The following is a 24581-nucleotide window of genomic DNA, read 5'->3' on the forward strand; positions in this document are numbered from 1 at the left end:
AAAGCAGTACATGGGGGGGTATTTGACAAGAACCGGGCGCACGCCCAGTCCTTGCCCTCGATGCTGTTGCCAGCGAGCCGGAAACCTGCCTTTTTAGCGTCATCGACGGCATGCTAGGGTGCCGCTTTGTCATCCGCGGAGGCACTGCAATGCCCGTATCCCTGCTGCATTGGTTCGGCTTGATCCTCGCCATGGCGAGCAGCGCCGGCCTCGTCCAGGCCGAAAGCTGGCCCGCTGCCGATTGGCCGCTGGAGCCGGTGCCTGCGAGCCCGGCCATCGCCGAGCTGGAGGCCTATGCCTTTCCTGCCCGCGACGACGAACAGCGCACGGGGGTGCGCACCGATGCCTTGCTGGTCATCCGTGATGGCCGGGTGGTTTACGAGCGCTACGCCGGGCCGACTCGAGCCGCTACGCCGCACCTGACCTGGTCGATGAGCAAGAGCCTGCTCGCCACCACGCTGGGCGTTGCCTACGGCCAGGGCCGCTTCCAGCTCGATGCGCCAGTGGCGCAGTATTACCCGCCGTTCGCCCGGCATCCGGGGATCAAGGTCGGCCACCTGCTCAACTGGGCCTCGGGCCTGGACTGGCGCGAAGACTACGAATATGCGCCGCTGAAATCCTCGGTGGTGGCGATGCTCTATACCCGCGGCCGCGCGGACATGGCCGCCTTCACCGCCGCGCACGCCGACGCTGTGGCGCCGGGCACCCGCTTTCGCTACTCCAGTGGCGACAGCAATGTGCTGTCAGCCGCTCTCAAGGGCATGGTCGGTGCCGAGGCCTATGCGGACTATCCCTGGACCGCGCTGTTCGAGCCGCTCGGCATCACCTCGGCGGTCTGGGAAACCGACCCCGCCGGCACCTTCATCGCCTCCTCCTATGCCTACCTGAGCGCCCGTGATTTGGCGCGGGTTGGCCTGCTGATGCAGCGCGATGGCCGCTGGGGCGAGCAGCAGTTGCTGCCGCCGGCCTGGGTCGCCTTCAATCGCACGCCCTTGGCCACTTACCAGGCGCAGACCGCCCAAGCGGGGGACGCCGTGCCGGGCGGGCACTGGTGGTTGAACGCCGAGCTGCCGGGCGCGGCCAGACCCTGGGCGGATGCTCCGGCCGATGCCTTCGCCGCCCTCGGTCACTGGGGGCAGGGGCTGTATGTGTTGCCGACGGAAAAACTGGTGATCGTGCGCTACGCCGATGATCGCGACGCCAGCTTCCAGCACAACCAACTGCTCAAGCGGGTGACCGCCGCCTTTGCCCGCGAGGTGCAGCCATGATCCGTCGTCGTCCGTTACGCACCTTGCTGCTGGTCAGCGTCCTGCTGCTGGTGGGGCTCGGCTGGCACAACCGTGCGCACCTGCAGGCCTTCCCCGACATCATCAGCGCCTATACGGCCAAGGAATATTGTTCCTGCCGCTATGTGATGAACAACCCCGCGCCCTACTGTGACGGCTATGTGAGCCAGTATGTGCCGGTCAGCCAGTTGCTCGATGACCAGAGCCGCAAGCGGGTCACCGCCAGTGGCCTGGGCCGCAGCAACAGCGCCGTCTGGCTCGGCCCGCGACAGGGCTGCCAGTTGCTCCCCGCGGCGTCAACTTCGCCACCGCCGTGAGAGGCTGTGACAAAACCTCGCCGACTGCGGCTTCGCGACGGTGCTGGCTATTTCACAACTGCTGAGCGATCAGGCGCAGCGGGCTTTGCAAGGCCGCCGCAGGCGACTATCGTGGCGACCTCGATGCTCAACCTACGGGGATTTATGCGAATCCGCCTCAGCTGCTCCTTGTTGCCGGCTGCGTACTGATGCCAGGAATCGTTTTTCCCTGGAGTAGCGGTAACCAATTTGCCTTGCTCAACGACGGCCCGACCTTCTTCCCGCGGATGATCGAAGCCATCGACGCTGCGCGTCAGTTGGTCGCGCTGGAGCTGTATCTGGTGGCCAGTGGCGCCTGCACCGATGCCCTGCTGCAAGCCTTGTGCGCGGCAGCGCAGCGCGGCGTTGCGGTGCATTGCCTGTTCGACGACTACGGTTCCCAGGCACTGCTGCAGGTCGATCGCCAGCGCCTGAGCGCTGCGGGTGTGCAACTGCGCTGCTACAACCCGCTGCGCTGGCGCCGCGGCATGCGCAATTTCTACCGTGACCACCGCAAGCTGTTGCTGGTCGATGGCCGGCTGGCCTTCATCGGCGGCACCGGTGCGACCGATCAGTTCTGGCTGCCGGGCGAGGCGGATAGCAGCTGGCGCGAGGTCATGGTGGAAATCGGCGGGCCGCTGGTGACGGACTGGCAGGCCTTGTTCGACCGCCAGTGGCATGCCCTGCAGACCCGCTTTGCCTGGCGGCCAAAACCGACCCCCGGGCTGAAACGCTTGCCGCTATCGCCACCGGTGGGCCAGGGCCTGGGCCGGGTGGCCTACGCTGATGCCCGCCAGCATCGCGACATCCTGCAATCGCTGGTGCGGGCGTTGTGCGGCGCCAAGCAGCGCATCTGGCTGGCCACGCCGTACTTTCTGCCGACCTGGAAAGTCCGCCGCGCCCTGCGCAAGGCGGCTGAACGCGGGGTCGATGTCCGTCTGCTGCTCAGCGGCCGCCACACCGACAACCCGCCGGTGCGCTTTGCCGGCCAGCGCTACTACCCGAAGCTGCTCCGGGCCGGGGTGCAGATCTTCGAATACCAGCCGCGTTTTCTTCACCTGAAAATGGTGCTGGTGGACGACTGGGTCAGCGTCGGTTCGTGCAACTTCGACCACTGGAACCTGCGCTTCAATCTCGACGCCAACCTCGAAGCGCTCGACCCGCAGCTGACTGCCGCCGTGGTCGCCAGCTTCCAGGCGGATTTCGCCGACAGCCTCGAGATCAGCCAGGAGCTCTGGCACGCCCGGCCCTGGTGGCGACGCGTGCAGGAGCGTCTGTGGGGGTGGCTGGATCGGCTGGTGGTGAACCTGCTCGACCGCCGTCGCTAAGCGGCCATTGCCAAACGCCTGCGCTCGAAACGCCTCACCCGGCCTTCGCGCGCTGCCTGTGTCATCGGCCGGCCAAGCCGCCTCTCGTCCGCGTGCAGCAGCCCGACGTGCGGGCGTGTTTCCTGGCGATGTAGTCCTAGGCTATTACCTGTGTGCTGGATACGGGGCGGATACTTGCATCGCTCCCTCAACCCGTTACAGGAGAACGCTCATGGCTGTGAAAAAGATTCTGATGCTGGTCGGTGACTACGTCGAAGACTACGAAGTGATGGTGCCGTTCCAGGCCTTGCAGATGGTTGGTCACAGCGTGCATGCGGTCTGCCCGGACAAGAGCGCCGGCCAATCGGTGCGCACCGCCATCCACGACTTCGAAGGCGACCAGACCTACAGCGAAAAGCCCGGGCACAACTTCGCCCTGAATTTCGACTTCAGCCAGGTCAAGGCCGATGATTACGATGCCCTGCTGATTCCCGGCGGCCGCGCCCCGGAATACCTGCGCTTGAATGCCGAGGTGCTGGCCCTGGTGCAGGCCTTCAATGCGGCCAACAAGCCGATTGCCGCGGTGTGCCATGGCGCCCAACTGCTGGCCGCCGCCGGTGTGCTCGACGGCCGTGAATGCAGTGCCTACCCGGCCTGCGGGCCGGAAGTGCAGCTGGCGGGTGGCCGCTATATGGATATCCCCGTGGATCAGGCCCATGTCCAGGGCAACCTGGTCACCGCGCCGGCCTGGCCCGCGCATCCGGCCTGGCTGGCCGGTTTCCTCAAGCTACTGGGTACCCAGATCAGCCTGTAGACTGCCAACCGGGCAGGCGTCTGTACACTGGCGCCTGCCCGCGACTGATTCCCGTCCCCGATCGAGGCAAGGCGCCCATGTGCGAGCTCTACGTCAAAGCCGACCCGATTCTCTACGAATCCCGCTCGCGCTCGCTGCGCATCCGTGGGGTGGTCACCACCCTGCGCCTGGAAAACCAGTTCTGGGACATCCTCGCCGAGATCGCCGCAGTCGATGGCATGACCACCAACCAGTTGATCAGCAAGCTCTACGACGAGGTCATGGACTACCGTGGCGAGGTGGTGAATTTTGCCTCCTTCCTGCGCGTCAGCTGCACGCGTTTTCTCAGCCAGCAGCGGCCGGGCAAGGTGCGCGAGCTGTCACTGGCGCAGCGGGCACCCTAACCCGGCAGGCAACACAGCGACTGGGCGATCCTGGTTACCGTGACTGCTCCTCCGGCGACTGCCGACAACAGCGTTCTTGCGCCGACTGGATTAAACTCCTTTACCAGGCAGGACAACGGAGGCGCGTGATGAGCGGCGAATTAAAGATCGAAGATATTCGGGTGGGCGAGGGCAAGGCAGTGGTCAAGGGTGCCCTGATCACCACCCAATACGACGGTTTTCTCGAAAACGGCAGCAAGTTCGATTCCTCCTACGATCGCGGCAAACCCTTCCAGTGCGTGATCGGCACCGGCCGGGTGATCAAGGGTTGGGACCAAGGCCTGATGGGCATGCGCGTCGGCGGCAAACGCAAACTCTTCGTCCCGGCCCACCTCGGCTACGGCGAACGAGAGTTTGGCCCGCATATCAAGCCCAACTCCAACCTGATCTTCGAGATCGAACTGCTGGAAGTATTGACGCGGGATGAGTGATGGGCGCCTGCGCCGCTGCGTCCTGCCGGTGTCAGCTGACGGGCTTGGCCGCGATGCAGCAGGCTGTTGAGCGCAGCGATACCCGGCACGCCTAAGCGCCGGCCCAGCCCTCATGCACAGCTCACTGCTTGCCGAGCCTCGGTTAGAGGGGGCGCGCAACAATCGTCCCCTCTGAGTCCCCTACGCCGACAGCTGGCGGCGTTGCTTGAGCAATAGGCACACGCCCCACCCCAGCGCGGCGAACATGATGCCGACGCCCAAGATGAAGCTGAATCGGGCGAAGGCCTGGGCGCTATCCAGGGTGCCGGTCATCACCAGCAGGTTGCCCCAGTCATGCGACGCTTCGCCGCCACCACCGACCAGCGGCATTGCCCGGTACGGCGCATCGGCAATATAGGGGGCCAGGTCGACCAGGCTCTGCCCGCACCACCAGAGCGTCACGCTGGCCGCGTAGTTGTCGTGGTGAAAGAAACTGAAGGCCACCAGCAGGATCAACGGCAGCAGCACTTGAAACAGGCTGCCGCCGAGGATGGCCATGAACCGGCCCAGCGGTGAAAACAGCACATGGCCGAACTCATGGAACGGCAGATTGATGTTGTGCATGAACGAGCCGCCGATGATTGCCCAATCGATACCGTGGGCCATGAACCACAGCGCCCACAGTGCCAGCCCCACGGACAACAGGCCGCGCCCATACAGACTGGCCGTATCGACACGCCCCGGCAGCTGCATGAAGTGCTCGCGCACGCCCATGCGCGGCGGCTCGTCGATGGACGGGGCGCTGGTTAGCGGCGCGACCCTGTCGGCACGTGCCAGCCACTTGTTGATCGCAATACCGCAACCGGGGCAGATATCACGGTGAATGGGCGCATCTTTGGCGGTACGCAGGTAGCCGCACTTGGGGCATTGGTTCATGGCTTCACGGTCTATTGGCTGAGTGTTGATGCTGTCGCCAGCGTGGCGCTTGCTCTCGAGTCGATCTGCGCAGGGCGAAGGACTGGACGTATCGGAGCACTCGAGGTCGCATGGGTGCAAGTAGACCGCATGGGCCGAGCGTCGCGAAAGACCTTTCCCGGAGCAGCGGACGGACTCGGCCTCATCTGCCGAGTGTCGCGGCGCCGACGCCCGCTCGTTCTGCGTGCGACGGTAACCCCCCTGGGAAAGCGGCCAGGGGCAGCGTGCTATCTATGGCTCAGATCGCCTGCTCCTGGCCGGGAATGAGCAATGCCGCGCGCTCGCTGATAGTCACCCAATGCGCTTAACGACCGCAAATGGCCTAGCACTCAGCCAAGGCTGCGGCCCGGCTCCTGGCCCTCTTTTGCCGAAACGCTGCGCTGCGCCCGGACATGGCTGGCGATGGCGATGACCAGCGCGATGACAATCAGGATCGCGGCGACGGCGAAGGTGGTGTGCATGAATGCCGACCCAGCGCATCGCTGGCTCCGCGAATGCGTTCGTGACGTTTGTACCGAGTAGTTCGGTAGTCCTGCGGGGCGATAATGAAACCCAAGTCTCAGACGCAATCGTCGACGGCGTATCTGGAGTTAGGCTGGCCGGACGTAGCTGGTTACGAGTGATCGGAGCCAACCCAAAACCGCCTGTCACGACAGGCTGAAACCGGCCAAAAGCAGTCATCGAGTACCTATAAAATCAGCGTCGATTCAGTGGCCATACATTTAACGAGCGTAGGAGCAATGATGGGATCGTACGGTGGGTACATCGAGAGGTTGGCCAAGAAGGTTGAGGCGCGCTTGCAGTATATCGAAGCGATCTACAACTTCGACCTGGGGGACGAGTTCGAGCTCGCCATTTGCGCCTTGCTGGAGGACGTGTTGCCTGCCAAGTACGGGGTTTGTCGTGGCTTTGTTGTCGCAGAGGATGGCAGGACGGCCGGGGATGACGTCATCATCTACGACAAGATGGCCAGCCCTACCCTGCGTTCAAGCTTGAGCCGCCAGTTTCCGGTCAAGGAGCAGATCCCGGTAGACGCGGTGTACGCATACATCGAGTGCAAGCACTCCATTTCGAGCGATGCGGTGCTGGAAAAAGCCATCGGTCAGGCTGAAGCAGTTAAAAAGCTTGTGCTCACACGCCGTGCCCTCGACAACCCTGACTATGAATTGGATGGGCCGGTTTACAACGGTAGGCCCAGGGATTGGCCTCGCACGTACCCGCCTCTCAAGAACCAGCCCTTCTGCGCGGTATTTGCACGCAAATATTCACCGGACGTTGTCGTGCCTCGCACTCACGGCGAGCACACGCCTGATCTGTTAATCCTGGGCAATAACCACATCGCGACTCAGACGGTGAACCTGGGGGCGGACGGCATCAAATCGTCACTCTTTTTCGACACCAAGTTTTGGGCGGGACTGAACGTAGAACAGGCCCCCGAAAATGCATACGGCCTTGGCCTAGTAACCCTGCTTGAGGCATTGAGCTGGATTGAGCTGCTGCCTATCGACTGGACGGGGACGCTGAACGCCACATTCTTCGAAAACCTGCGCAAGGTAAGAACCAGCCATCAGTTCTGACAGCCCTTACCGCATGCATCTGCTCGCTAGCCTGTCAGCCCTTAAGCCCACCAAGTGTGATCAAGTGAGTATTTGCAAGCCGAAACCAAGGCCTTACGGTGCCAAACTTACCTTCCGGCCAGAAGCGGCCCATCAGCATCAATACCGTGGTCTGTCCCCGATTGTTATTCCCGATTGTTATTGTTGAGGGTGCATCTAGAGTTAGGCGGGCCGGGCGCAGCTGGTTACGAGTGATTGGAGCCAACCCAAAAACGCCTGTCACGACAGGCTGAAACCGGCCAAAAGCAGCCACTCGGTGAAGGCAGCTTTCGGCTCACTGTAGTCTTTCACCCCCGTCTACGAAATCAAGGGCGATTCAGTGCACACTCATCGAACAGCGAACTAACTTACAGCATGGAGGGCGGTCTCCTGCTTGAACGAGAACCGCTGCGAGATGCATACACTATCTCGACGGGGGCCGCGCGATAGCTCAAGCGTCAGAAGGCTATCCTCGGGAAAGGCTGGACTGAGCTCAAGTTTGAGGTACTCAAATAGTTGACGATCATGGACCGCGATTACTACCTGCCGACCATGTTCCTTTGACAAAGTCCTTAATAGTGCCGCGAAGTGGGCAATATGGATGTCGTCCATCGATTGCACCGGATCATCGAGAATAAGGCACGGTAGGTCGCGCGGGACCGAGAGATGCAGCGCGATAAACAATGAGAGGGCTCCGGTATTGAGATTGCCTGCGCTCAACATGGCACCTGGTGTCCCACCGGACTCGCCGCCATCTCTATGCTCGGTGATAAGTTTGGGCTGGAGCTTCTGAGTGGATGACTCCGGAATACGAAATGCTGGTACGAATGGTTCGCCTGGTGCCAAGCGTACGAACAGATCGCGCCACACGAGATTGAGTCGATCATTGAACTCCCGCCGAATAATTGCGGAGCGCACCTTATCAACGGCACTACGGATAGTGTTGCCCTGCTCGCGCAGGACTTGCGCTCGCTCGAGGGCTTGGTTAGCGGACTGCCAAGACCAGTCATCGGCAGAAATCCTTGCATCCACTTCCAGTCGTTGCCTAATCGCCGAGCGGATCGTGGCAATTTGATCGGCAGCCTTGCGCCGCAGTGATAGGCGCGTCTCAAAGCGCGTTGCCTGGGCCAACAAAAGCGCCTCCAGCCTAGTCGCTGCGGACTCGAAGGACTCTCCTTCCCCTAACCCAAGTGCGTGGACTGAAAGTGCAAAGTCATTCAACGTGTCGTGCGCCGCAGCTAGAGACGCATGGTGTGTCTGAGCGTTGGCCACTGCACGGTGCGCTGCGACCTCGGCCGCGCGTAATCTTCCGCCTAGTTGCAGTACGTCGAGAATGCTATTCAGTTCGTTGATCAGTACATCAATAACGGCTAGCTGCCGATCGAGGTTGGCCAGATCATTCTCTCCGAGGCTACGCGCAGCAATCGCCTCAATATCTCGGTCCAGTCGCTCAATGGTGACCTGCACTTCACTGCGTGTGCGTCCAAGTGTCAGCAATCGCTCTGCCGATGCAGATAACCTCCGTACTTTGTCATGGACATGTGCGCTTAGTGGGTCCGAACTTATTTCGGTAAAATTTCGATCGCAAACTGGGCACGTCTCATCCGTAATAAATGATGTCAACTCCGATAGTGCCGACCCGAGACTGCCTGCACTGCTCGATAAGAGAACCACTTCTTCATCGATAGTGCTTCGTTGGCGTAAAGCCACATCACGTTCATCTTGCGCTGTTGCGTGCCGTGCGATGTCCGCCCGCGCCTGCGTAACACGATCAGAAAAATGCTGCTGCTCGATGCTCAATCGCACCAGCGCCGCTTCTGCGAACTGCTCTGGGTCACTCGGAAATGAAATATTTGATAGCACGGCTTGAACACGGCTACAAAGAGATCTGACACGATCTCCATATTTCGCCTCCCAACGCGAAAACTCCTTACTGGCTTCATCCGCGCCAGTAGTGATGAGGCCAACACTGGACCCGGTTGCAGTCTGCGCTGCCTCTATCTCACGCCGGATTGAGGCTAATTTTCGCTGCTGGTCCGTCAGTTGTGAAAAAGCATCTGCGTCTTTGTCATCTGAAAGGCTTGTTGCGACCTCATCAAGCGTTTCTTCCCGCACCTCCACGGACAACTCCAACTCCGCACAGAGGCTTGCAAGCTCATCAACCACGGACAGAACTTGCTCATTTAAAGTTTCGCGTGCCTTTCGTTGATCGGAGAGCAAGCGATCAAGGCGCGACTTCTCATTTTCCGCTGTCAACCAGCCTTCCACATTTTTGCGAACGTTGCGCACGTCTCCAAGCGGCTTCAGCCCAGCTTCGAGAGCGTCCAGGCGATCCAATCCTAGAAGTTTGGCTACAAACTGAGCTAGAGGAGATGTCGCATCGTGTCCCGCGTCCTGATAGATCTGAAGCAACTGACCAAGCAGAGCTTGCGGTAGAAATGCCCGCTCGCGGAAGAATGTCGCTCGCATATCATCAAGCGCGGTGATCGACTGCGCGCCGGTTGTATTGAGAGTCGCGTTAAAGCTTTGTTCTGATATTCCGCTAAGGGTCCGCAGCAGTACGCTGCCCTCGGTAGCTGAGCGATGCAGTAATTGCTTCTCATAGCTGGGATCGGCACGCTCCAGCGACTGGACCTTCCCTGTCAGAGCTAGCTCGATAGCTGAAAGTATGCTCGTCTTTCCTGCACCATTTTCACCATGAAGAAGCACAACCTTAGCGTCGAGGGGTGCATGAATCTTGCCGCGGATGCTTCGGAAATTCTTGATATCGAGGCTTTTAAGGACAAAGTCGCTCAAGACTGCTTCACTCCCAGGTCGGATTGGAAGGCAGCATTGATCATCTGTGAAATGGTATCGATCACCGCCTGCTCCCCGTCAATCGATGCGGCGATCACAGCAGCTACAAGCGCGCTGTCAGTGCTAGCGGGAAGTGCTCGAATGAGTTGTTCCAAGGCTGGGCCACTGCCGTTTTGTGATTGTGCCAGATGAGCGGGAAGCGTAAGCGGTAGTAGGACGCGAATACAATCGTCGAGCTGACGGTGTGCAACCTCGCCTGCCGGCCTGCCTTGATCATCGAGTGCGACTCCTTCGACGAGCAGCACACGACAGGTCTCAGACAGAACTTCAATACCCTCCACCAGCACTGCACCTGCAAGGATTACAGTCACGACATAACGTGAGCCGGTTACGTCGAGCGCGCGACTTAACGCTTCTACACGTTGCCTGACACTTGCGCCAACGCGATCACCGAAATCTCCCGTTGTTGTATCGACCACGAGCACCAGATCTAGCGCCCTACCATCGTGACCACGCATCGCAGCGGTGAACGCGAACTCGACGCCAGCGACCTTGAAGGGGATAGCCAAGTCGGTGTATTCAGCGCCGCGAAGTCGTTCCTGGATTGCATGTATGATAGGTGCGACGCTCACAGCATCATCTCCTTAACAAATTCCTGTTGTAGTGTCGCGGCATCGCCACAATTCGCGAGTAGATTGCCAAGGCTGACATGCGTTTCGCCGACGCGTCCGGTTCGTCCCGGAGCAGAACGGACGCGCCTCGCGCTTGCGCCGCTCCCGACCATCTGATGCCAGGCGTCGTCAGCATGTAAGATGATTGCATTGCCATCGGCGAACCCACCGTTCATATTTAGCGCGATCGCTTCCGTAGCCGACTTCACGACGAAGATTGGGCGATTCGTTCCGTCCAGACGCAATGCACACGCGGTAATTGCCCCTGACTTCAGATCTTCAGCCACGGGTTTATGAATCTCCCAAAGCCCCGTTGTGCGCCCATATTGCAACAGCGACAAAGCGACACCAAGACGTCCCAAGCCCGCAGCCTGAGCGTTCTGATCAGTAGCGATGAGGTTGAGCGTCGAGTTGCTCAATGTCTCGTAGGCGTCCGCGCTTATTGGTAGGCGACCGCTTCGGAACAATGAGAGCATACGGGACCAAAGCGTGATGGCCTGGTTTACGATGTCAGTCCGGTTGTGTGCCCCGGGGGCGGGAACTGCAAGTTCCGCGATGTCGTCTCGTACCGCTTTTAGCAAGGGCTCGAGTTCGCCCGCTACAAGTCCTTTCCCGAGCGCGGTGAGAGTAAGCTCCATTAATGCAGAGAGCTTATCGCCGAGGACCTTCAGAACAAGCGCGATTAACACCTTTTCGCCCCAGGCGCGCAGCAGCGTGGCTTCATGGATGGCCGCGGCATTTTCATTGTATGCATCACCATAAGAGAGACGTAGCACATCTCGCTGCCCCTGCTGAATCCTATCCTCGCAGAAGATATGCGCTGGAGCAGCCGGTGCGCAGGGCCAGGGCCACGCATGCGCTGCCTTAGCTCGCGCGAAGAGCGTCTGGAGATTATTGTCTTGGATCGAAAGTCCGAGCACGAGCGTTTTCTGAGCCGTTGCAAGCCCGACGACAGCATTGCACATCGCTAAGAATTCAGGCTTCTCCGGCCAATCCATGATCTGGGTGTAGCTTCCGGTTAAAAATCGCCGAAAGGCTGATGGCTCGCGAGCAGCATGCTCAATACAACCATGGAACTTCAGTAATCGTGCTCGCCCTGCAGGCCCCCTAAGCTGGCCGGGGTCGACGACGACCTGCATCACTCCAGGCACACGGTTGCTCAGACGATCGACCGCCGCCTCTATAAATCCGTCCCAGTTTGCCGAGGCGATCGACTGTACTGCCCCCTCAAGGATTAGGATCGCTATACAAAGATGTTCGGCGGCAGGCGGCGCGGGATCCTGGAATGCCTGCCTGATATCGATCGCATCCCACAGGATAAAGTCAGCGGCCGTTCCCGCGATGCGGATGTCAAGAACGCGGGCATACTTGTTCCAGAGGCGATCGATGATGGTGTCATGCTCGGGCCAATACGCGAGCGGTTGTCCGTACTGTGCCTGGACTGTTGCGGGCTCAACCTCGGCAAGCCCGAGGGCTTCTTCAAGTGCTGGCATGTAGGCAGCGGCAGTCCCAGCTGCGATAGCCCTCTCTCGAATATAATCGAAGGCCCGCTCTATGAGGTTGCCGAGATTTGGAGCTTGCCTTGAAATCCCTGAACCTACCCATACTGCAAATTCGCCATTCGCGACCGCATTGGCGGCCGAAGCGAACTCGGACTCGAGTTTCTCAAGCACCTCCCGCACCGCAATATCGTTAGCCGTTGGAGTTACAGCCATGCCTATCACTTCTCCCTGTAATGACATCGTCGTATTACTCGGTGGGGCGCCTCCCCCTGAGAGACATTAGAGCAGATTTTTTGAGCAATATCGGAATAGTCTGAAGGATTGTGGTACTGGGTGCAGCGTGAAAACACTCTAACGGGAGCAGAAGGCGACTGAGTAGCGTCATGGAGAGAGCTGAAGCTTTCAGGGGGCCAGTTTGTCTGCATTGATGAAAGCCGACCCATAGAACGTGTCATCGTAGATGGGCGACATGACAACCCCCGCATCACGCGTCAGCTTGCAGTACCTGCCCAGCAACCGGAGGATGGTCTTTCTCATCATCGAGTGACTGCGGTACAGCGTGTCGGGGTTGATTTTGAGACCGTACTCCGAAAGCCTGTCCTTCACGAATTCGGTGATGGTGTGCTGGTTGTCACACGCATTGAAGATTGCCGCTACCTTCAACTCAGCGATCTCAACGGACCCGGTGCCATTAGGGTACTTTTTCCGAGCGGCATGAACGTATTCGCGCCACAGCTGCAGTTCCACCATGCCCGCCCCCAGGATGCCCAGCCAACTGGCCAGCGTCCCCGCGTGCATACGCAACCGCACCTTGCGAATGCCCCACCGTTCGAAAAAATCCTGGATCTGCTCCATGCTCGTCAAATCCCGGGTATTGATGAGCGGGATGCCCCGCAAGCTCGATTTGGTAACTGCCTCATTGAAATGCTTTTGTATGTCCAGAAGGCGATCGACCGTCGCCTCCGTCAAGTTGAACTCCCGCCTTCCGAGAAATACGCAAATAGAGTTATCCTTACTTATCAACATGTTCAAGCCATGCGTAATCATTTCGTAGTCGGCAAGCAAGGCAAGACGTGTTATGAATTTCTCATCAAACTCGCTACCTATCCGATCCGGACTGTTTTTTGTCACCGGCAGCACCCCCGCAACGGTCAGCCAGCAATAGACGCCCACGGACACATCCTTGAACTCGCGGACAAAGCAGCGCTTGAGCAGATCTCGCCGGACCAGCGCCGAGTAGCCAACGAACTCACCCTTCAAGGCATCAGCAATTTCCAAGGCGTAACTGGCATCAACACCCGTGGACTTTCGTGTCACCGCAAGCATGAAACCCATCTGGAAAGCATTCGTATGGCGATCGACAGCTTCTATTGTCTCCTTTGGCAAGTCTGGCTGTGGCACCTCTACCGGGATAGCCTGTCTCAACTCCTCACTGGTGTTGGCCAGGCTCACCTCCAGGAAGTAGTACGCGAGATGCTTGATGATCTCGCACTCACGACCCGAGTATCGACTCTCAGTCATCTGCGTGACCCGCTGAATGACCGTTTCAAGCTGTCGCCGCTCCTCGGCGTCCATGCCTCGGTAAACGACCAGTTCGTTAAAGAAAACCAGATCCAGAAAATCTAGGCCAGCTTTCTGTGCCTTGGTGATGCGAGCCATTTACGCCTACCCTTTCCGCTCTGCCTCTGCGGCGCCTGCCGCCACACCGATGCCTGCCGCAACACCCGCTGCCGCCCCGGTCGTCGCCACTATCGTAGCACCCGCCGCCATGCCTCCGCCGCCCGCAGCGATAGCGCCACCACCCAACGCCGCCAGCGACGCGTTGGTCAGCGCTACCCCTGAAAGCGAGCTGATGGCCGTACCGGAAGCCGTTGCCCCCAACAACCCCGTCGAACCCACAGCGGCGGCAATGGGGCCCGCAAAGACCGCGGCTGCACCACCCGTGGCAAGGGTGCCGAGGCACACCAAGGCCGTCTTACCAGGGTTCTCCATCACAGTATCAACTGCCGAACCGGCCAGGTCACCCACCGTGCCGACCGTCGCAACCGCCAGATCGCTTACCGCACCAACCGCACTGCCAACAAAATCAAAAACCGAATCGAAAAAAGACATGTTGAGCTCCAGGTTCTGCCCGGAAGACATTTCCGAACGACTTGGACGCTATTGTGTTGGGTCGACTTTGCTCGGGCTATTGTTAAAAAAGGCGTACTTTTTCCTACACTGGTACAGCAAGTGGAAAGTTCTCACGCGCGCGAAGAAGAGGTCCATCAAAGCGGATATGGGTCTATGAGTTCGAATGCTGATCACAACTACGAGATGATTGAGTTCGTCGCGGAGGGGTAACCCAGTACATCTGGTGCTGAGTTATGCGGCGTAAGCTGAATCGGATCGACATTAGCATGCGTGCCGACAGTCCGTGTAGGGAAGGATGCCGCGCCCCACGAAAGACCGCTTTTGGCCGACTGTTGCCGGTCGTGATAGGCCGCAGTCAACCCAAACCAAACAATCGAGACAGGCACCTAATGACCAATACTTTCAGGCCTGCAGGTGTCCATGAAATGGCCAGCGACTCGGCCCACTGTGCAAGCCGTGGCGGCCTTAACTCGGCAGCGTCGGTGCCTATGCCTTCTTTAGCTGCCCCTGCCTCGGCAGGCGCACGCAGACCTCCAGCCCGCCCAAGGGCGACTCACCCAGGCTGATGCTGCCACGGTGCAGTTCGACCACCCGTAGCACTATCGACAGGCCGAGTCCTGCGCCCTGGCCGCTGCCTTGGCGGTAGAAGCGTTCGAAGAGTTTTTCCCGCTGGGCGGCTTCGACGCCGGGGCCGCTGTCTTGGATGCGCAGCAGCACCGCATCGGCCTGCGCCTGCAGTTGCACCTGGATGCGCCCGCCGGCTGGGGTGTATTGCACGGCGTTGCTGACCAGGTTTTGCAGGAGGGTACCCAGGCTTGGGGCATCGGCCAGCAGCTGGTAGTCGGCGCTGTCGTCGGCGTCGAGGTTGAGCTCCTGCTGGCGCTCGAGGGCCAGGGGGATGAGTTCGGCCAGTTCGTTGCGCACGAAACCGAGCAGGTCGAGGTTGACCATCGCCAGTTGCACCACGTTGGGATCGAGGCGGGCCAGGGTCAGCAGCTGGGTGATGACCCGGGTGGCGCGTTCGACGCCGCCACCGAGCTGACGCAGGGCGTCGTTGCGGTCGGCCGGGTCGGGGGCTTCGAGGGCGTTTTGTGCGTGAATGCGCAGCACCGCCAGCGGCGTGCGCAGTTCGTGGGCGGCGTCGGCGATGAAGCGTTTTTCCTGGTTGAGCAGTTGGTTGACCTGCATCAGCAGGCGGTTGAGTGCGGCGCCCATGGGCTCCAGTTCGGCGGGCAGCGGTGACAGCAGCAGGGGCGCCAGGTTGTTCGGGGCGCGGGCCTTGATCAGCTCGGCCATGCGCTGCAGTGGACGCAGCCCCCAGCCAATGGCCAGCCAGACCAGCAGGGCGAGCAGGGGCAGGCCGACCAGGTCGGGCAGCAGGCTGCGCAGGGCGACTTTACCCACCAGTTCGCCGCGCACGTCTTCGCGCTCGCCCACCAGGATCCAGTGACCATCGGGTAGGTCGCGCAGGATGAACAGGCGCCAGTGATAGTTTCCCACGGCCACCGTGTGGTAACCGGCCAGCTGCTCGGTGATGTGGGTCAGGAGTTCGTCCGTGGCCAGGGTGAGCGCGGGACTGTCGGTTTGCACCAGGTCTTCGACCATTTTTTCCAGTACGCCGTTCGGGGCGCTGGCCGACTGCAGGAGTATCTGGCCGCGTTCATCGAGCACCTGGAAGGCCAGTTTGCCCTCGTAGGGGTGGCCGCTGGCCGAGCCTTCGTCCTCGTCTTCATCCTCGTCGTGCACCAGGATTGCCTGGTTCAGCGCACGTTGCAGGCTCTGGCGTGCGCTTGCGGGCATGTCGCGGCTGACCATGCCTTGCAGCAGCCGGGCGGTCTGCGCCAACTGGGCATCGAACAGCTCTTCGATCTCATGCTGGGCATCGCGGTAGCTTTTATAGGAGATCAGGGTCATCGACAGGCTGAGCAAGCCGAGAACCAGCAGCAGGGTACGGGCACGGATCGACAGCATCAGGCTTTATCCACCAGGTAGCCGACTCCGCGTACGGTGCGGATCAGCTCGGGAAAGAACTTCTTGCGCAGGTGATGCACGTGTACTTCCAGGGCGTTGCTTTCCAGCTCTTCTTCCCAGCCGTAGAGCGCTTGTTGCAGCTTGTCGCGGGTCAGCACCCGACCGGGTTGGGCGAGCAGTTCGTGCAGCAGGAGAAATTCCTTGCGCGGCAGATTGACCGGTTGCCCCTGAAAACTCACAGCCTGGCTGATCGGGTCGAGGCTGATGCCACGGTATTCCAGGGCCGGTTGCGGGCGGTTGAAGCTGCGCCGCAACAGGGCGCGCAAACGCGCCTTGAGTTCGGCGACATCGAAGGGTTTGACCAGGTAATCGTCGGCACCGGCATCCAGCCCGGCGATGCGATCGCTGGTCGAGTCGCGCGCGGTGAGCACCAGCACCGGTACCGGGTTGGCAGCGGCGCGCAGGTGCTTGAGCACCTGCAAGCCGTCCATGCGCGGCAGACCGAGATCGAGGATCGCCAGTTCGAAGCTTTCATGGGTCAGGGCATGCAGGGCGCTGCTGCCGTCCTGTACCCAGTCGACGGTGTAGCCCTCGGGCTTGAGGGCGGTGCGAATGCCTTCACCGAGGGCGGCATCGTCTTCGACCAGCAGAATGCGCATGGGGGTTCCTTGTCGAGGGGGCGCCATGCGCACGCAGGCGGCTGGCGATTTTTCGCCATTCAACTCCGCTTGGCGAACTTATTCCAGTTTCTTGGTGATTTCAGCGAGCAGCTGGCGCGCTTCGGCGCGACGGCCGGCATCGGCACTGGCGCGGCCGGGACGGTCGGGTGCCTGCAGGGCTTTTTCCAGGGCGACCTTGGCTTCGGCGTAGCGTTTGTTGCGCTGCAGGAAGTCGCCGTAGAAGTAGTTGGGGTCGATGCCCTCGGGGTTGAGCGCCAGGGCCTGCTTGAGCATGGCCTCGGCCTTTTCGTCGTCACCGAAGCCGATCGGCCAGCCCGGCACTTGGTAGTAAAGGCTGCCGAGGCTGGTGTAGGCGGAGCCGGCCAGCGCCTTGGGATCGGCGGCCAGGGCCTGTTCGAGGCTGGCCTTGGCCTGCTTGACCAGGCTCAGCGCGCCCAGCCCGCCTTTGGCGCCGGCCTGGGTGCTGAGGATGATGCCGCGCCAGATCAGCAGTTCGGCGGCACCGGGTTCGGCCTTGACCGCCTGCTGCGCTTGTTCGGCGAGTGTGGCGAAGGCCGCCTCGCGTTGTTTTTTCGGCAGCTGGTAATTGATCTCTGCCCAGCGGCCTTGCAACTGTTGCAGCTGCTGCTGGCCTTGCTCGCTGAGGGCGAAGGCAGGCAGGCTGCCCAGGCAGAGCAGGGTGCAGAGGAGAGTACGGGCGAACGTCATGGTGGAACTCCTTCAGGGCTTTGAGCGGGCGAAGCGTTGAGTGATCGGCAATTGCTTGCGCAGCGCCTGGTCGACCAGCCGTGGCAGCAGGCCGCTGTCAGGGAAGCGCGCGCGGGGCTGATTTATCACTTGGGGGTTTGCTGCGGGCGAAGCGTTGAATGATCGGCAATTGCTTGCGCAGTGCCTGGTCGACCAACCGTGGCAGCAGACTGTTGAGACGCACGAAGAGTTTTTCCGGCCAGCCCAGGTAGCTTTCCTCGTGCTCGCGGCGGATGGCCTCGACCAGTTGCGCGGCGACGCTGAGCGGATCGTCCATGGTGACGTTGAGCTCGTCGTTCATGGCCACCACATTGGCCGCGTTCATGCTGGTGCGGGTGGCGCGTGGGGCGAAGTAGAGAACCTTGACCTGGGTATCGGCCAGCTCGCGGCGCAGCGCTTCGGAAAAGCCGCGCAGGGCGAATTTGCTCGCGCAGTAGGCGCTGAAGCCGGGGTAACCGATCGAGCCGAAGGTCGATCCCAGGTTGATCACCAGGCCCCGGGCCTGCTGGCGCAAGAGCGGCAGCAGGCGATGGGTCAGCTGCAGGGTGGCGGTGACGTTGATGCCGATCAGTTCGGCGATGGCCTGCTCGTCGTGTTGCTCGAGCAGGCTGAAGCAATTGACCCCGGCGGCGTTGATCAGGGTATTGATCCCGCCGAAGCGCTGGGCAGCCGCCACCACGGCCTCGCGGCCGCTGCGTTCGCAGATATCGGCCTGCACCACGCTGATCTTGTCGGGGTGGCGCAGGGCCAGGTCCTGCAATGGCTCGAGCTGGCGACCGACCAGCAGCAGGCGCGCGCCCTCGCTGACCAGGCGTTCGACCAGCGCCTGGCCGATACCGCCGCTGGCGCCGGTGAGCAGGGCTCGGCAATCGTTAAGGTGCATGTTTACTCCTCGCTGGACAGCGGCAGGCTGCGGAATACATCGCCATACAGGCGGTAGACCACCTTGGCGGTGTGCACCACGGCGGCCTTGTCGTCGTCGTTGTCCAGGCGGTTCATCAGGCTCTTCAGCAGTTCGATGTGCTCGAGGTCGAGGCTGCCGTGGGAGGTCAGGTAGCTGAAGGCCTGGTTCGGCAGCTGCAGCTTGTCCTGGATCACGCCCGCGACCTGAGTGGCCAGGGCGATGCTGGTGCCTTCCAAGACAGTCACCATGCCGAAGAAGCTCACCGGGTTGTGCCGGGCGATGCGGTCATAGACGTAGCTGACCATCAGCTCGGTGGCCAGTTGCGGCGTGCCGCCGCGCACGGCATCGGCATCGCTGGCACAGGCGCGGATGTCGTTGAGGATCCATTCCTGGTGGCCGTATTCCTCCTCGATGTATTCGGCAATCGCCTCGCGTAACCACTCCAGGCGCTCGGGCAGGCGTGCGCCGCAGGCCATCAGCAAGGGCACGGTGTGCTTGACGTGGTGGTAGGCCTCGGTGAGGAAGGCCACGTAGCTGGGCAGGCTGACCTGGCCGCTCATGGCCTGGCGGATGATCGGTGCGCTCAGCAGGTAATTGCGCTCGCTGCTGGTTTGTTCGAGCAGGGACTCATAGAAGCTCATCAAGAAGCGTCTCCGTAACAGGATTGATCGGCCATCAGCTGTGCGATGGCGCGCTGGTAGTGGCGGTAAAGGGCGGCGCGGCGCAGGCGACCATTGCTGGTGGCCAGCTCGTTGCTCGCGCTGAAGGGCTGCTCGGCGCGCAGCCAGTGGTGCACGCGGGCGTAATCGGGGAGTTGTCGGTTGACCTGCTCGACCGCCGCGTCGAGTTGCTCATCGCTGGTGTTGGGAAAGCGTGGCACCAGCACCGCGACATTTTCCGGCAGCGCTTCGCCATGCAGCCAGGCCTGGGCGATCGGCAGCTGCTGGACCAGTTCGGCCTCGACCCATTCCGGGTTGACGTTGCGGCCGAAGGCGGTGATGAACTGGTGTTTCTTGCGCCCGTGCAGGACCAGAAAGCCCTCCTCGAAGTGGCCGAGGTCGCCGGTGCCGAGCCATTCGCCCTGGGTGGCCGGCTCGCCCAGGTAACCGAGCAGGCGCGGGCCTTTGACCAGCACTTCCTGGTCCGGGCCAAGACGGATCTCGAGGTGCTCGAGTGGCTTGCCGACGCTGCCGATGCGGCGCTGCTCTGGGGTATTCAGGCAGACCACCGAGGCGCATTCGGACAGGCCATAACCCTCGAATACCGGCAGGCCCAGGGCGTCGGCGCGCTCGAGCAACTGCGGCGCCACCCGGCCACCACCCACGGCAATGAAGCGCAACGAGTCGGGCAGCGGCAGACCGCGCTCGGCGGCGCTGACCAGAGCCAGGAGCAACTGCGGCAGGAGGATCAGGCTATTTGGCTGCACGCGGTTCAGCGCGCCGAGAAAGCGCGGCAGGTCGAACTGACTGGCGCCGAGCAGGCCGACCTCGGCCATCGGCAGCAGTTCGACGCAGGCGCCAGTCAGCAGCGGGGCATAGACCCCGGCGATGTTCTCCAGCAGGGTGGCCAGCGGCAGCACGCACAGGTGACGCTCGACCCGGCAGCTCGCGCTGGCCTTGACCAGGCTGCGGGCGACTTGCAACTGGGTGTGGGCATCCAGGCAGACGCCCTTCGGCTGGCCGGTGGTGCCCGAGGTGTAGGTGATCTTGCAGGTGCCGGCGGGCAGTTGGCTGACCTGGGGCAGCGGGCGCAGCAACAGGCCGGCAGCGATCTCGACGAAGCCCAGTTCGCGATAGGCGAGGCTGTCCCGGCCGAGCAGGCAGTCGACCCCGGCGCTGTCGAGCACATGGCGTTGCTGGTCGGCGGAGAAGAAGCCGGGCAGTGGCACGCAGACCAGGCCGGACTGCAGCGCGGCCAGGTCCCACAACAGCCAGTCGATGCCATTGTCCAGGGCCAGGCCGATGCGTTGGGCGCCGAGCTGCGTCAGGCAGGCGCTGCGCCGCGACACCTCGTCGAGCAACTGACGGTAGCTCAATTGCCGCTCGCCTTCGCGCAGGGCGATTCGCTCGGCGTGCAGGGTCAATTGGTTGAACAGGCTGTCAGCTGCAGGCCACATCGGGCATACCCTCCAGGGCATAAAAGGCTTGGTGACCCAGGCGCGGATAGACGCCCAGGTGCAGCAGGCGTTGATGGCCGGCGTAGATGTTGCCGGCCATTACCTGCGGTTGGGAGTCGTAGTAGCTGCCCCAGTCGGCCAGCTCGGCCCCCATGCAGTCAGGATTGGCTGGCCCCAACGGCAAGGGGGTCAGGCCCAGGCGCTGGAAACTGTTGAGCAGGCCCGGGGTACCGGTGAAGGTCACCCAGCGAAAGCCCATGGCCACCAGCAGGTCGGTCAGGGCGACTATCAGCAGGCGCGCAGAGCCAGAGCCGCAAGAGGCCAGGTTGCCGACTTCGACAATCTGCTGACGGCTGGGCGGGTTATGTTGGTGATGCGCTGCGATCACGCCTTCGATCGGTTGGCTCAGGTAGCGTTCGAGAAAAAATGGGCCACTGGCACCACTGCGCAGACCGACCGCGCCGAGCAGTTGGCCGTCGGCATCTTCCAGGCCGAACAGGCAAGGCAGGAAGTGGCGCACCTGGGCGCCATGATGCAGCGCGAAGCGCTGGTGGATGAAGGCTTCCAGTTTCGCCCGGCGTGGGCTGGAGGCTTGAGCCAGGAACAGGCTCATAGTTTGATCGCGGCCGATTCGAGCCAACGCTTTGTCGTGTTGCACCCAAGGCAGCTCCATGATTGGAACCTCATCTGTTGGCTTGGGTGTGAGTGTCGGCGGTGAGTCTTAACGCAGACTTAAGCGATCGCAATCTGTTTGGGAGTGGAGCGGGCGCATGCACGTGGCAAGGGTCGGCCGCGCATGCCGTTGCCGAGGCGGGCGGCGCTCAGCCGACCTGGGCGATCCAGTCGTTGAGGTTGTAGTAGTTGCTGATCCGCGTCAGCTTGCCGCCATCGATCTCGAAGAAGGCGCCGGCCGGCAGCACATAGGTCTGGCCGTTGGCCGGTGGCAGGCCGGCGTCATCGGCCAGGTACTCGCCGTGCACCACGAACTCGGCGGCGGCGCGGTTGCCCTCGCGGTTCTGCAGCACCACGATGTCGCTCAGGCGTTCGCGGTAGCAGCGGTTCATCTTGCCCATGAAGGCGGCGAAGGTGGCTTTGCCGACCTGGCGCTCGCCCTGGTTGATGTCGTGCACCACCTCATCGCTGAGCAGTTCGAGAAAGGCCGGCATGTCGCCGGCATTGAAGGCGGCGTAATAGGCGTGCACCAGTTCGGTTGCGGTCATGGCAATACTCCGGTCGCTTGGGGATTGGTTCGGCGTTCGGCCGGCATGATAAGTTCTGCCTTTCGCGCTGGCATAGCCGCTGGCGTCATCTATCGCTAATGGAACGACACGCTGATGGATATCCGCCTGCTGCATGGCCCGGCCATTGCTCCGCATATCGACGACCTGGCGCGCCTGCGCATCGCCGTGTTCCGCGAATTTCCTTATCTGTATGACGGCTCGCTCGACTACGAGGCCGAGTACCTGCACACCTACGCGCAATCGACCGACAGTCTGGTTGTCCTGGCGCTGGATGGGGGACGGGTGGTTGGCGCCTCTACCGGCTTGCCGCTGGCCGACGAAACCGCTGCGTTCAAGCGGCCCTTCGTCGACTGCGGCTGGAACCCACAAAGAATCTTCTATTTCGGCGAGTCGGTGCTGCTGCCGGCCTATCGCGGTCAGGGCCTGGGTGTGCGCTTCTTTGCCGAGCGCGAAGGCTATGCGCGGCGTCTCGGCCGGTTCGATTGGTGCGCCTTCTGTGCGGTCGAACGGGCCCCTGAGCATCCGCGGCGTCCGCTCGACTACCAGCCGCTGAATGAGTTCTGGACACGGCGCGGCTACCGTCATCACCCCGAATTGCATACCGAGCTCAGCTGGCAGGATCTGGATGAGCGTGAGGAGTCGGCCAAGCCCATGTCGTTCTGGTTGAAGGATCTGCGCCCGTGATCAAGCTCGCCGCCTGCCAGTACCACATCGACCTGCTGCCGAGCTGGGACGCCTACGCCCGCCACCTGACCGACTTATGCGAAGACGCTGCGGGGCAGGGCGCGCAGTTGCTGCTGTTGCCGGAGTACGCCGGGCTGGTGCTCAGCGGTCAGTTGCCGGCCGAGCAGCGTGGCGATCTGCACGCCTCGATCGCCGGGATCCAGGCGTTGCTGCCGGCCTGGATCGCGCTTTGCGCGGGGCTGGCGCAACGCCTGGGTGTCTACCTGCAACCCGGCTCGCTGCCGGTGCTGGACACTGACGGCTGTTACCGCAACCGCGCCTGGTTGTTCGGGCCCGAGGGCAACCTGGGCAGCCAGGACAAGCTGATCATGACCCGCTTCGAGCGCGAACAGTGGCAGATCGCGGCGGGCAGCGGCTTGCGCGTGTTCGACACCGCCCTGGGCAAGCTGGGCATCCTGATCTGCTACGACAACGAATTTCCCCTGCTCGCCCGCCGCCTGAGCGATGCCGGCGTCGACCTGATCCTGGCGCCCAGCTGCACCGACAGCGTGGCCGGTTTTTACCGCGTGCGCATCGGTGCCCAGGCCCGCGCCCTGGAGAATCAAATCGCGGTGCTGCAGGCGCCCAGCGTCGGCCTGGCGCCCTGGTCGCCGGCACTGGATGAAAACTACGGCCGCGCCGCGCTCTACCTGCCGCCAGACTACGGCCTGCCAGCCGATGGCGTACTCGCCGAAAGCGCCGAACTCTGCCCGGATCGCAGTCATTGGTTGCTCTGCGAGCTGGACCTGGATGCCGTGCGCCGGGTGCGCCAGCAGGGCCAGGTGTTCACCCGCCGCGACTGGCCGCAGCAGTTCGCCCCGGGGCGCCTGGAGATCCTTTGAGCGGGAGCGGCCCTGGCCGAGTGTGTCAGGTGCTCAGCCGAGTTTTTCCGGGGACACGGCCTTATTGCGTTTAAAATGCGCCGCAACGTCCAGGTGATAAGAGTCCCCATGAATTCAGATGCAATCGCTACCCTGCAGCAGCAGCTGCTCGCCGGGTTGAGTCCCGCCCCCGCCGAAACCCGGCGCCTGTTCCATGGCCGGGGGCGCTGCTGGCCGGGGCTCGAGCAGGTCACGGTCGACTGGTTGCAGGGGCTGCTGCTGGTGTCGCTGTTCCGCGAGCCGGAGCCAGGCGAATTGGTCGCGCTGAAACACATGCTCATGGCGCTGACCCGCTCGCCCGCCTGGCTGAGCAGTCAGGCGCACAGCCTGTTACTGCAACACCGCTATCTGCCGGACAGCGACACCCAGTGGTTGCTGGGCGAGGTGCGCGATGAATGGCTGATCAGCGAAAATGGCCTGCGTTTCAAGCTGGATCTGGGCAAGAAGCAGAACACCGGCCTGTTTCTCGACATGCGCTATGGCCGCCGCTGGGTGCAGGCCCAGGCGCAAGGCAAGCGGGTACTCAATCTGTTCGCCTACACCTGCGGTTTTTCGCTGGCCGCCATCGCCGGTGGCGCCGAGCATGTGGTGAACCTGGACATGGCCAAGGCGGCGTTGAGTCGCGGGCGAGACAATCACCGGCTGAATGGGCATGACCTGAGGCGAGTGAGCTTCCTCGGTCACGACCTGTTCAAATCCTGGGGCGCGATAAGAAAACACGGCCCCTATGACCTGATCATCATCGACCCGCCGTCATTCCAGAAGGGCAGTTTTGTCCTGACCCAGGATTACCGAAAAGTCCTGCGCCGCCTGCCCGAGCTGCTCGGCGAGCATGGCAGGGTGCTGGCGTGCATCAATGATCCGGATATTGGCCCCGACTTTCTGCTGGACAGCATGGCCCTTGAGGCACCGGAGCTGCGTTTTGACCAGCGCCTGGACAACCCGCCGGAGTTTACCGATATCCAGCCTGACAGCGGCTTGAAAGCCCTGGTCTTTAGCCGCCACACTGAGGGCCAGTGACCATGCTCGCCGATGGCTATTTTCACCACTTTCGCTGCCTCCCGTAGGCGCC

25 protein-coding genes are annotated in these 24581 nt (G+C 61.9%); 10 read left to right on the forward strand and 15 right to left on the reverse strand.

Annotated features, from left to right (window positions below; genetic code table 11):
• Nucleotides 1-149: 149 nt before the first annotated feature.
• From PH586_RS12680 to PH586_RS12705, 6 genes are all read left to right on the forward strand, one after another.
• Nucleotides 150-1268, forward strand: coding sequence for a serine hydrolase domain-containing protein (locus PH586_RS12680; RefSeq protein WP_271348126.1), 1119 nt, complete (start codon nucleotides 150-152; stop codon nucleotides 1266-1268).
• Complete coding sequence (locus PH586_RS12685; protein ID WP_271348127.1) at nucleotides 1265-1603, forward strand: amidase; 339 nt, start codon at nucleotides 1265-1267, stop codon at nucleotides 1601-1603. Before PH586_RS12680 ends, PH586_RS12685 begins: the two co-directional genes overlap by 4 nt.
• A 188-nt stretch (nucleotides 1604-1791) precedes the next feature.
• Nucleotides 1792-2949 carry a phospholipase D-like domain-containing protein gene (locus PH586_RS12690; protein WP_271348128.1) on the forward strand — a complete coding sequence of 386 codons (1158 nt, stop codon included), beginning with the start codon at nucleotides 1792-1794 and terminating at the stop codon, nucleotides 2947-2949.
• Between the two features lie 211 nt (nucleotides 2950-3160).
• Nucleotides 3161-3742: a DJ-1/PfpI family protein gene (locus tag PH586_RS12695; protein ID WP_271348129.1), complete on the forward strand. Its 582-nt coding sequence runs from the start codon at nucleotides 3161-3163 to the stop codon at nucleotides 3740-3742.
• A 77-nt stretch (nucleotides 3743-3819) separates the two neighbouring features.
• The gene (locus tag PH586_RS12700) at nucleotides 3820-4125 is read left to right on the forward strand and encodes a ribbon-helix-helix domain-containing protein (RefSeq protein WP_271348130.1); all 306 of its coding nucleotides are present in this window, start codon (nucleotides 3820-3822) and stop codon (nucleotides 4123-4125) included.
• A gap of 128 nt (nucleotides 4126-4253) precedes the next feature.
• Nucleotides 4254-4595 (forward strand): FKBP-type peptidyl-prolyl cis-trans isomerase, encoded by a 342-nt coding sequence (locus PH586_RS12705; protein ID WP_271348131.1) that lies wholly within the window; start codon nucleotides 4254-4256, stop codon nucleotides 4593-4595.
• A 180-nt stretch (nucleotides 4596-4775) separates the two neighbouring features.
• Here the strand turns inward: PH586_RS12705 and PH586_RS12710 are convergent, their stop codons facing one another.
• Nucleotides 4776-5510, reverse strand: a complete 735-nt coding sequence (locus PH586_RS12710) for a TFIIB-type zinc ribbon-containing protein (protein WP_271348132.1) — start codon at nucleotides 5508-5510, stop codon at nucleotides 4776-4778.
• A gap of 368 nt (nucleotides 5511-5878) precedes the next feature.
• Nucleotides 5879-6010 (reverse strand): hypothetical protein, encoded by a 132-nt coding sequence (locus tag PH586_RS12715; RefSeq protein WP_271348133.1) that lies wholly within the window; start codon nucleotides 6008-6010, stop codon nucleotides 5879-5881.
• A gap of 279 nt (nucleotides 6011-6289) precedes the next feature.
• On the opposite strand from PH586_RS12715, the gene PH586_RS12720 reads away from it, so the two are divergent.
• A complete protein-coding gene (locus tag PH586_RS12720; protein ID WP_271348134.1) occupies nucleotides 6290-7126 on the forward strand; it encodes a DUF6602 domain-containing protein in 837 nt (278 codons plus the stop codon).
• A gap of 381 nt (nucleotides 7127-7507) precedes the next feature.
• On the opposite strand, the gene PH586_RS12725 is transcribed toward PH586_RS12720, so the two are convergent.
• The 13 genes from PH586_RS12725 to PH586_RS12785 all read right to left on the reverse strand — a co-directional run bounded on the left by PH586_RS12725 (nucleotide 7508) and on the right by PH586_RS12785 (nucleotide 21884).
• Complete coding sequence (locus tag PH586_RS12725; protein ID WP_271348135.1) at nucleotides 7508-9940, reverse strand: AAA family ATPase; 2433 nt, start codon at nucleotides 9938-9940, stop codon at nucleotides 7508-7510.
• The gene (locus tag PH586_RS12730; protein WP_271348136.1) at nucleotides 9937-10572 is read right to left on the reverse strand and encodes a hypothetical protein; all 636 of its coding nucleotides are present in this window, start codon (nucleotides 10570-10572) and stop codon (nucleotides 9937-9939) included. The genes PH586_RS12725 and PH586_RS12730 overlap by 4 nt, the downstream gene beginning before the upstream one ends.
• Nucleotides 10569-12326, reverse strand: a complete 1758-nt coding sequence (locus tag PH586_RS12735; RefSeq protein ID WP_271348137.1) for an SIR2 family protein — start codon at nucleotides 12324-12326, stop codon at nucleotides 10569-10571. Before PH586_RS12735 ends, PH586_RS12730 begins: the two co-directional genes overlap by 4 nt.
• Nucleotides 12327-12515: 189 nt before the next feature.
• Nucleotides 12516-13772, reverse strand: coding sequence for a hypothetical protein (locus tag PH586_RS12740; protein ID WP_271348138.1), 1257 nt, complete (start codon nucleotides 13770-13772; stop codon nucleotides 12516-12518).
• A 6-nt stretch (nucleotides 13773-13778) separates the two neighbouring features.
• Nucleotides 13779-14225: a hypothetical protein gene (locus PH586_RS12745; RefSeq protein WP_271348139.1), complete on the reverse strand. Its 447-nt coding sequence runs from the start codon at nucleotides 14223-14225 to the stop codon at nucleotides 13779-13781.
• A gap of 507 nt (nucleotides 14226-14732) precedes the next feature.
• Nucleotides 14733-16217 carry a sensor histidine kinase gene (locus tag PH586_RS12750; protein ID WP_271348140.1) on the reverse strand — a complete coding sequence of 495 codons (1485 nt, stop codon included), beginning with the start codon at nucleotides 16215-16217 and terminating at the stop codon, nucleotides 14733-14735.
• The gene (locus PH586_RS12755) at nucleotides 16217-16876 is read right to left on the reverse strand and encodes a response regulator (RefSeq protein WP_271348141.1); all 660 of its coding nucleotides are present in this window, start codon (nucleotides 16874-16876) and stop codon (nucleotides 16217-16219) included. The genes PH586_RS12750 and PH586_RS12755 overlap by 1 nt, the downstream gene beginning before the upstream one ends.
• 78 nt (nucleotides 16877-16954) lie before the next feature.
• A complete protein-coding gene (locus PH586_RS12760; protein ID WP_271348142.1) occupies nucleotides 16955-17605 on the reverse strand; it encodes a tetratricopeptide repeat protein in 651 nt (216 codons plus the stop codon).
• Between the two features lie 97 nt (nucleotides 17606-17702).
• Nucleotides 17703-18527 (reverse strand): SDR family oxidoreductase, encoded by an 825-nt coding sequence (locus PH586_RS12765; RefSeq protein WP_271348143.1) that lies wholly within the window; start codon nucleotides 18525-18527, stop codon nucleotides 17703-17705.
• 2 nt (nucleotides 18528-18529) lie between these two features.
• The gene (locus tag PH586_RS12770) at nucleotides 18530-19189 is read right to left on the reverse strand and encodes a TenA family transcriptional regulator (protein WP_271348144.1); all 660 of its coding nucleotides are present in this window, start codon (nucleotides 19187-19189) and stop codon (nucleotides 18530-18532) included.
• Nucleotides 19189-20664 carry an AMP-binding protein gene (locus tag PH586_RS12775; RefSeq protein WP_271348145.1) on the reverse strand — a complete coding sequence of 492 codons (1476 nt, stop codon included), beginning with the start codon at nucleotides 20662-20664 and terminating at the stop codon, nucleotides 19189-19191. The genes PH586_RS12770 and PH586_RS12775 overlap by 1 nt, the downstream gene beginning before the upstream one ends.
• Nucleotides 20648-21337: a thermostable hemolysin gene (locus PH586_RS12780; RefSeq protein ID WP_271348146.1), complete on the reverse strand. Its 690-nt coding sequence runs from the start codon at nucleotides 21335-21337 to the stop codon at nucleotides 20648-20650. The genes PH586_RS12775 and PH586_RS12780 overlap by 17 nt, the downstream gene beginning before the upstream one ends.
• A 148-nt stretch (nucleotides 21338-21485) precedes the next feature.
• The gene (locus PH586_RS12785) at nucleotides 21486-21884 is read right to left on the reverse strand and encodes a nuclear transport factor 2 family protein (protein ID WP_271348147.1); all 399 of its coding nucleotides are present in this window, start codon (nucleotides 21882-21884) and stop codon (nucleotides 21486-21488) included.
• Nucleotides 21885-21998: 114 nt separating this feature from the next.
• Here PH586_RS12785 and PH586_RS12790 point away from each other — a divergent pair, with 114 nt between their 5' ends.
• The 3 genes from PH586_RS12790 (at nucleotide 21999) to PH586_RS12800 (ending at nucleotide 24529) form a co-directional block, all read left to right on the forward strand.
• Entirely contained in the window at nucleotides 21999-22589 is a 591-nt protein-coding gene (locus PH586_RS12790) for a GNAT family N-acetyltransferase (RefSeq protein WP_271348148.1), read from the forward strand.
• Entirely contained in the window at nucleotides 22586-23470 is an 885-nt protein-coding gene (locus PH586_RS12795; protein WP_271348149.1) for a carbon-nitrogen hydrolase family protein, read from the forward strand. Before PH586_RS12790 ends, PH586_RS12795 begins: the two co-directional genes overlap by 4 nt.
• Before the next feature lie 108 nt (nucleotides 23471-23578).
• Nucleotides 23579-24529, forward strand: a complete 951-nt coding sequence (locus tag PH586_RS12800; RefSeq protein ID WP_271348150.1) for a class I SAM-dependent methyltransferase — start codon at nucleotides 23579-23581, stop codon at nucleotides 24527-24529.
• Nucleotides 24530-24581 lie beyond the last annotated feature (52 nt).

Origin of the sequence: Pseudomonas aestuarii (assembly GCF_027988105.1) — a bacterium.
In the GTDB taxonomy this organism is placed as follows: domain Bacteria; phylum Pseudomonadota; class Gammaproteobacteria; order Pseudomonadales; family Pseudomonadaceae; genus Aquipseudomonas; species Aquipseudomonas aestuarii.

What these genes read in the sequence shown, in the direction of transcription:
- PH586_RS12755 (WP_271348141.1), bottom strand. Translation starts at nt 16,876, where the DNA reads ATGCGCATTCTGCTGGTCGAAGACGATGCCGCCCTCGGTGAAGGCATT.
- PH586_RS12770 (WP_271348144.1), bottom strand. Translation starts at nt 19,189, where the DNA reads ATGAGCTTCTATGAGTCCCTGCTCGAACAAACCAGCAGCGAGCGCAAT.
- PH586_RS12700 (WP_271348130.1), top strand. Translation starts at nt 3,820, where the DNA reads ATGTGCGAGCTCTACGTCAAAGCCGACCCGATTCTCTACGAATCCCGC.
- PH586_RS12750 (WP_271348140.1), bottom strand. Translation starts at nt 16,217, where the DNA reads ATGCTGTCGATCCGTGCCCGTACCCTGCTGCTGGTTCTCGGCTTGCTC.
- PH586_RS12765 (WP_271348143.1), bottom strand. Translation starts at nt 18,527, where the DNA reads ATGCACCTTAACGATTGCCGAGCCCTGCTCACCGGCGCCAGCGGCGGT.
- PH586_RS12780 (WP_271348146.1), bottom strand. Translation starts at nt 21,337, where the DNA reads ATGGAGCTGCCTTGGGTGCAACACGACAAAGCGTTGGCTCGAATCGGC.
- PH586_RS12680 (WP_271348126.1), top strand. Translation starts at nt 150, where the DNA reads ATGCCCGTATCCCTGCTGCATTGGTTCGGCTTGATCCTCGCCATGGCG.
- PH586_RS12785 (WP_271348147.1), bottom strand. Translation starts at nt 21,884, where the DNA reads ATGACCGCAACCGAACTGGTGCACGCCTATTACGCCGCCTTCAATGCC.
- PH586_RS12685 (WP_271348127.1), top strand. Translation starts at nt 1,265, where the DNA reads ATGATCCGTCGTCGTCCGTTACGCACCTTGCTGCTGGTCAGCGTCCTG.
- PH586_RS12740 (WP_271348138.1), bottom strand. Translation starts at nt 13,772, where the DNA reads ATGGCTCGCATCACCAAGGCACAGAAAGCTGGCCTAGATTTTCTGGAT.
- PH586_RS12705 (WP_271348131.1), top strand. Translation starts at nt 4,254, where the DNA reads ATGAGCGGCGAATTAAAGATCGAAGATATTCGGGTGGGCGAGGGCAAG.
- PH586_RS12710 (WP_271348132.1), bottom strand. Translation starts at nt 5,510, where the DNA reads ATGAACCAATGCCCCAAGTGCGGCTACCTGCGTACCGCCAAAGATGCG.
- PH586_RS12800 (WP_271348150.1), top strand. Translation starts at nt 23,579, where the DNA reads ATGAATTCAGATGCAATCGCTACCCTGCAGCAGCAGCTGCTCGCCGGG.
- PH586_RS12790 (WP_271348148.1), top strand. Translation starts at nt 21,999, where the DNA reads ATGGATATCCGCCTGCTGCATGGCCCGGCCATTGCTCCGCATATCGAC.
- PH586_RS12690 (WP_271348128.1), top strand. Translation starts at nt 1,792, where the DNA reads ATGCCAGGAATCGTTTTTCCCTGGAGTAGCGGTAACCAATTTGCCTTG.
- PH586_RS12745 (WP_271348139.1), bottom strand. Translation starts at nt 14,225, where the DNA reads ATGTCTTTTTTCGATTCGGTTTTTGATTTTGTTGGCAGTGCGGTTGGT.
- PH586_RS12720 (WP_271348134.1), top strand. Translation starts at nt 6,290, where the DNA reads ATGATGGGATCGTACGGTGGGTACATCGAGAGGTTGGCCAAGAAGGTT.
- PH586_RS12760 (WP_271348142.1), bottom strand. Translation starts at nt 17,605, where the DNA reads ATGACGTTCGCCCGTACTCTCCTCTGCACCCTGCTCTGCCTGGGCAGC.
- PH586_RS12695 (WP_271348129.1), top strand. Translation starts at nt 3,161, where the DNA reads ATGGCTGTGAAAAAGATTCTGATGCTGGTCGGTGACTACGTCGAAGAC.
- PH586_RS12775 (WP_271348145.1), bottom strand. Translation starts at nt 20,664, where the DNA reads ATGTGGCCTGCAGCTGACAGCCTGTTCAACCAATTGACCCTGCACGCC.
- PH586_RS12715 (WP_271348133.1), bottom strand. Translation starts at nt 6,010, where the DNA reads ATGCACACCACCTTCGCCGTCGCCGCGATCCTGATTGTCATCGCGCTG.
- PH586_RS12735 (WP_271348137.1), bottom strand. Translation starts at nt 12,326, where the DNA reads ATGGCTGTAACTCCAACGGCTAACGATATTGCGGTGCGGGAGGTGCTT.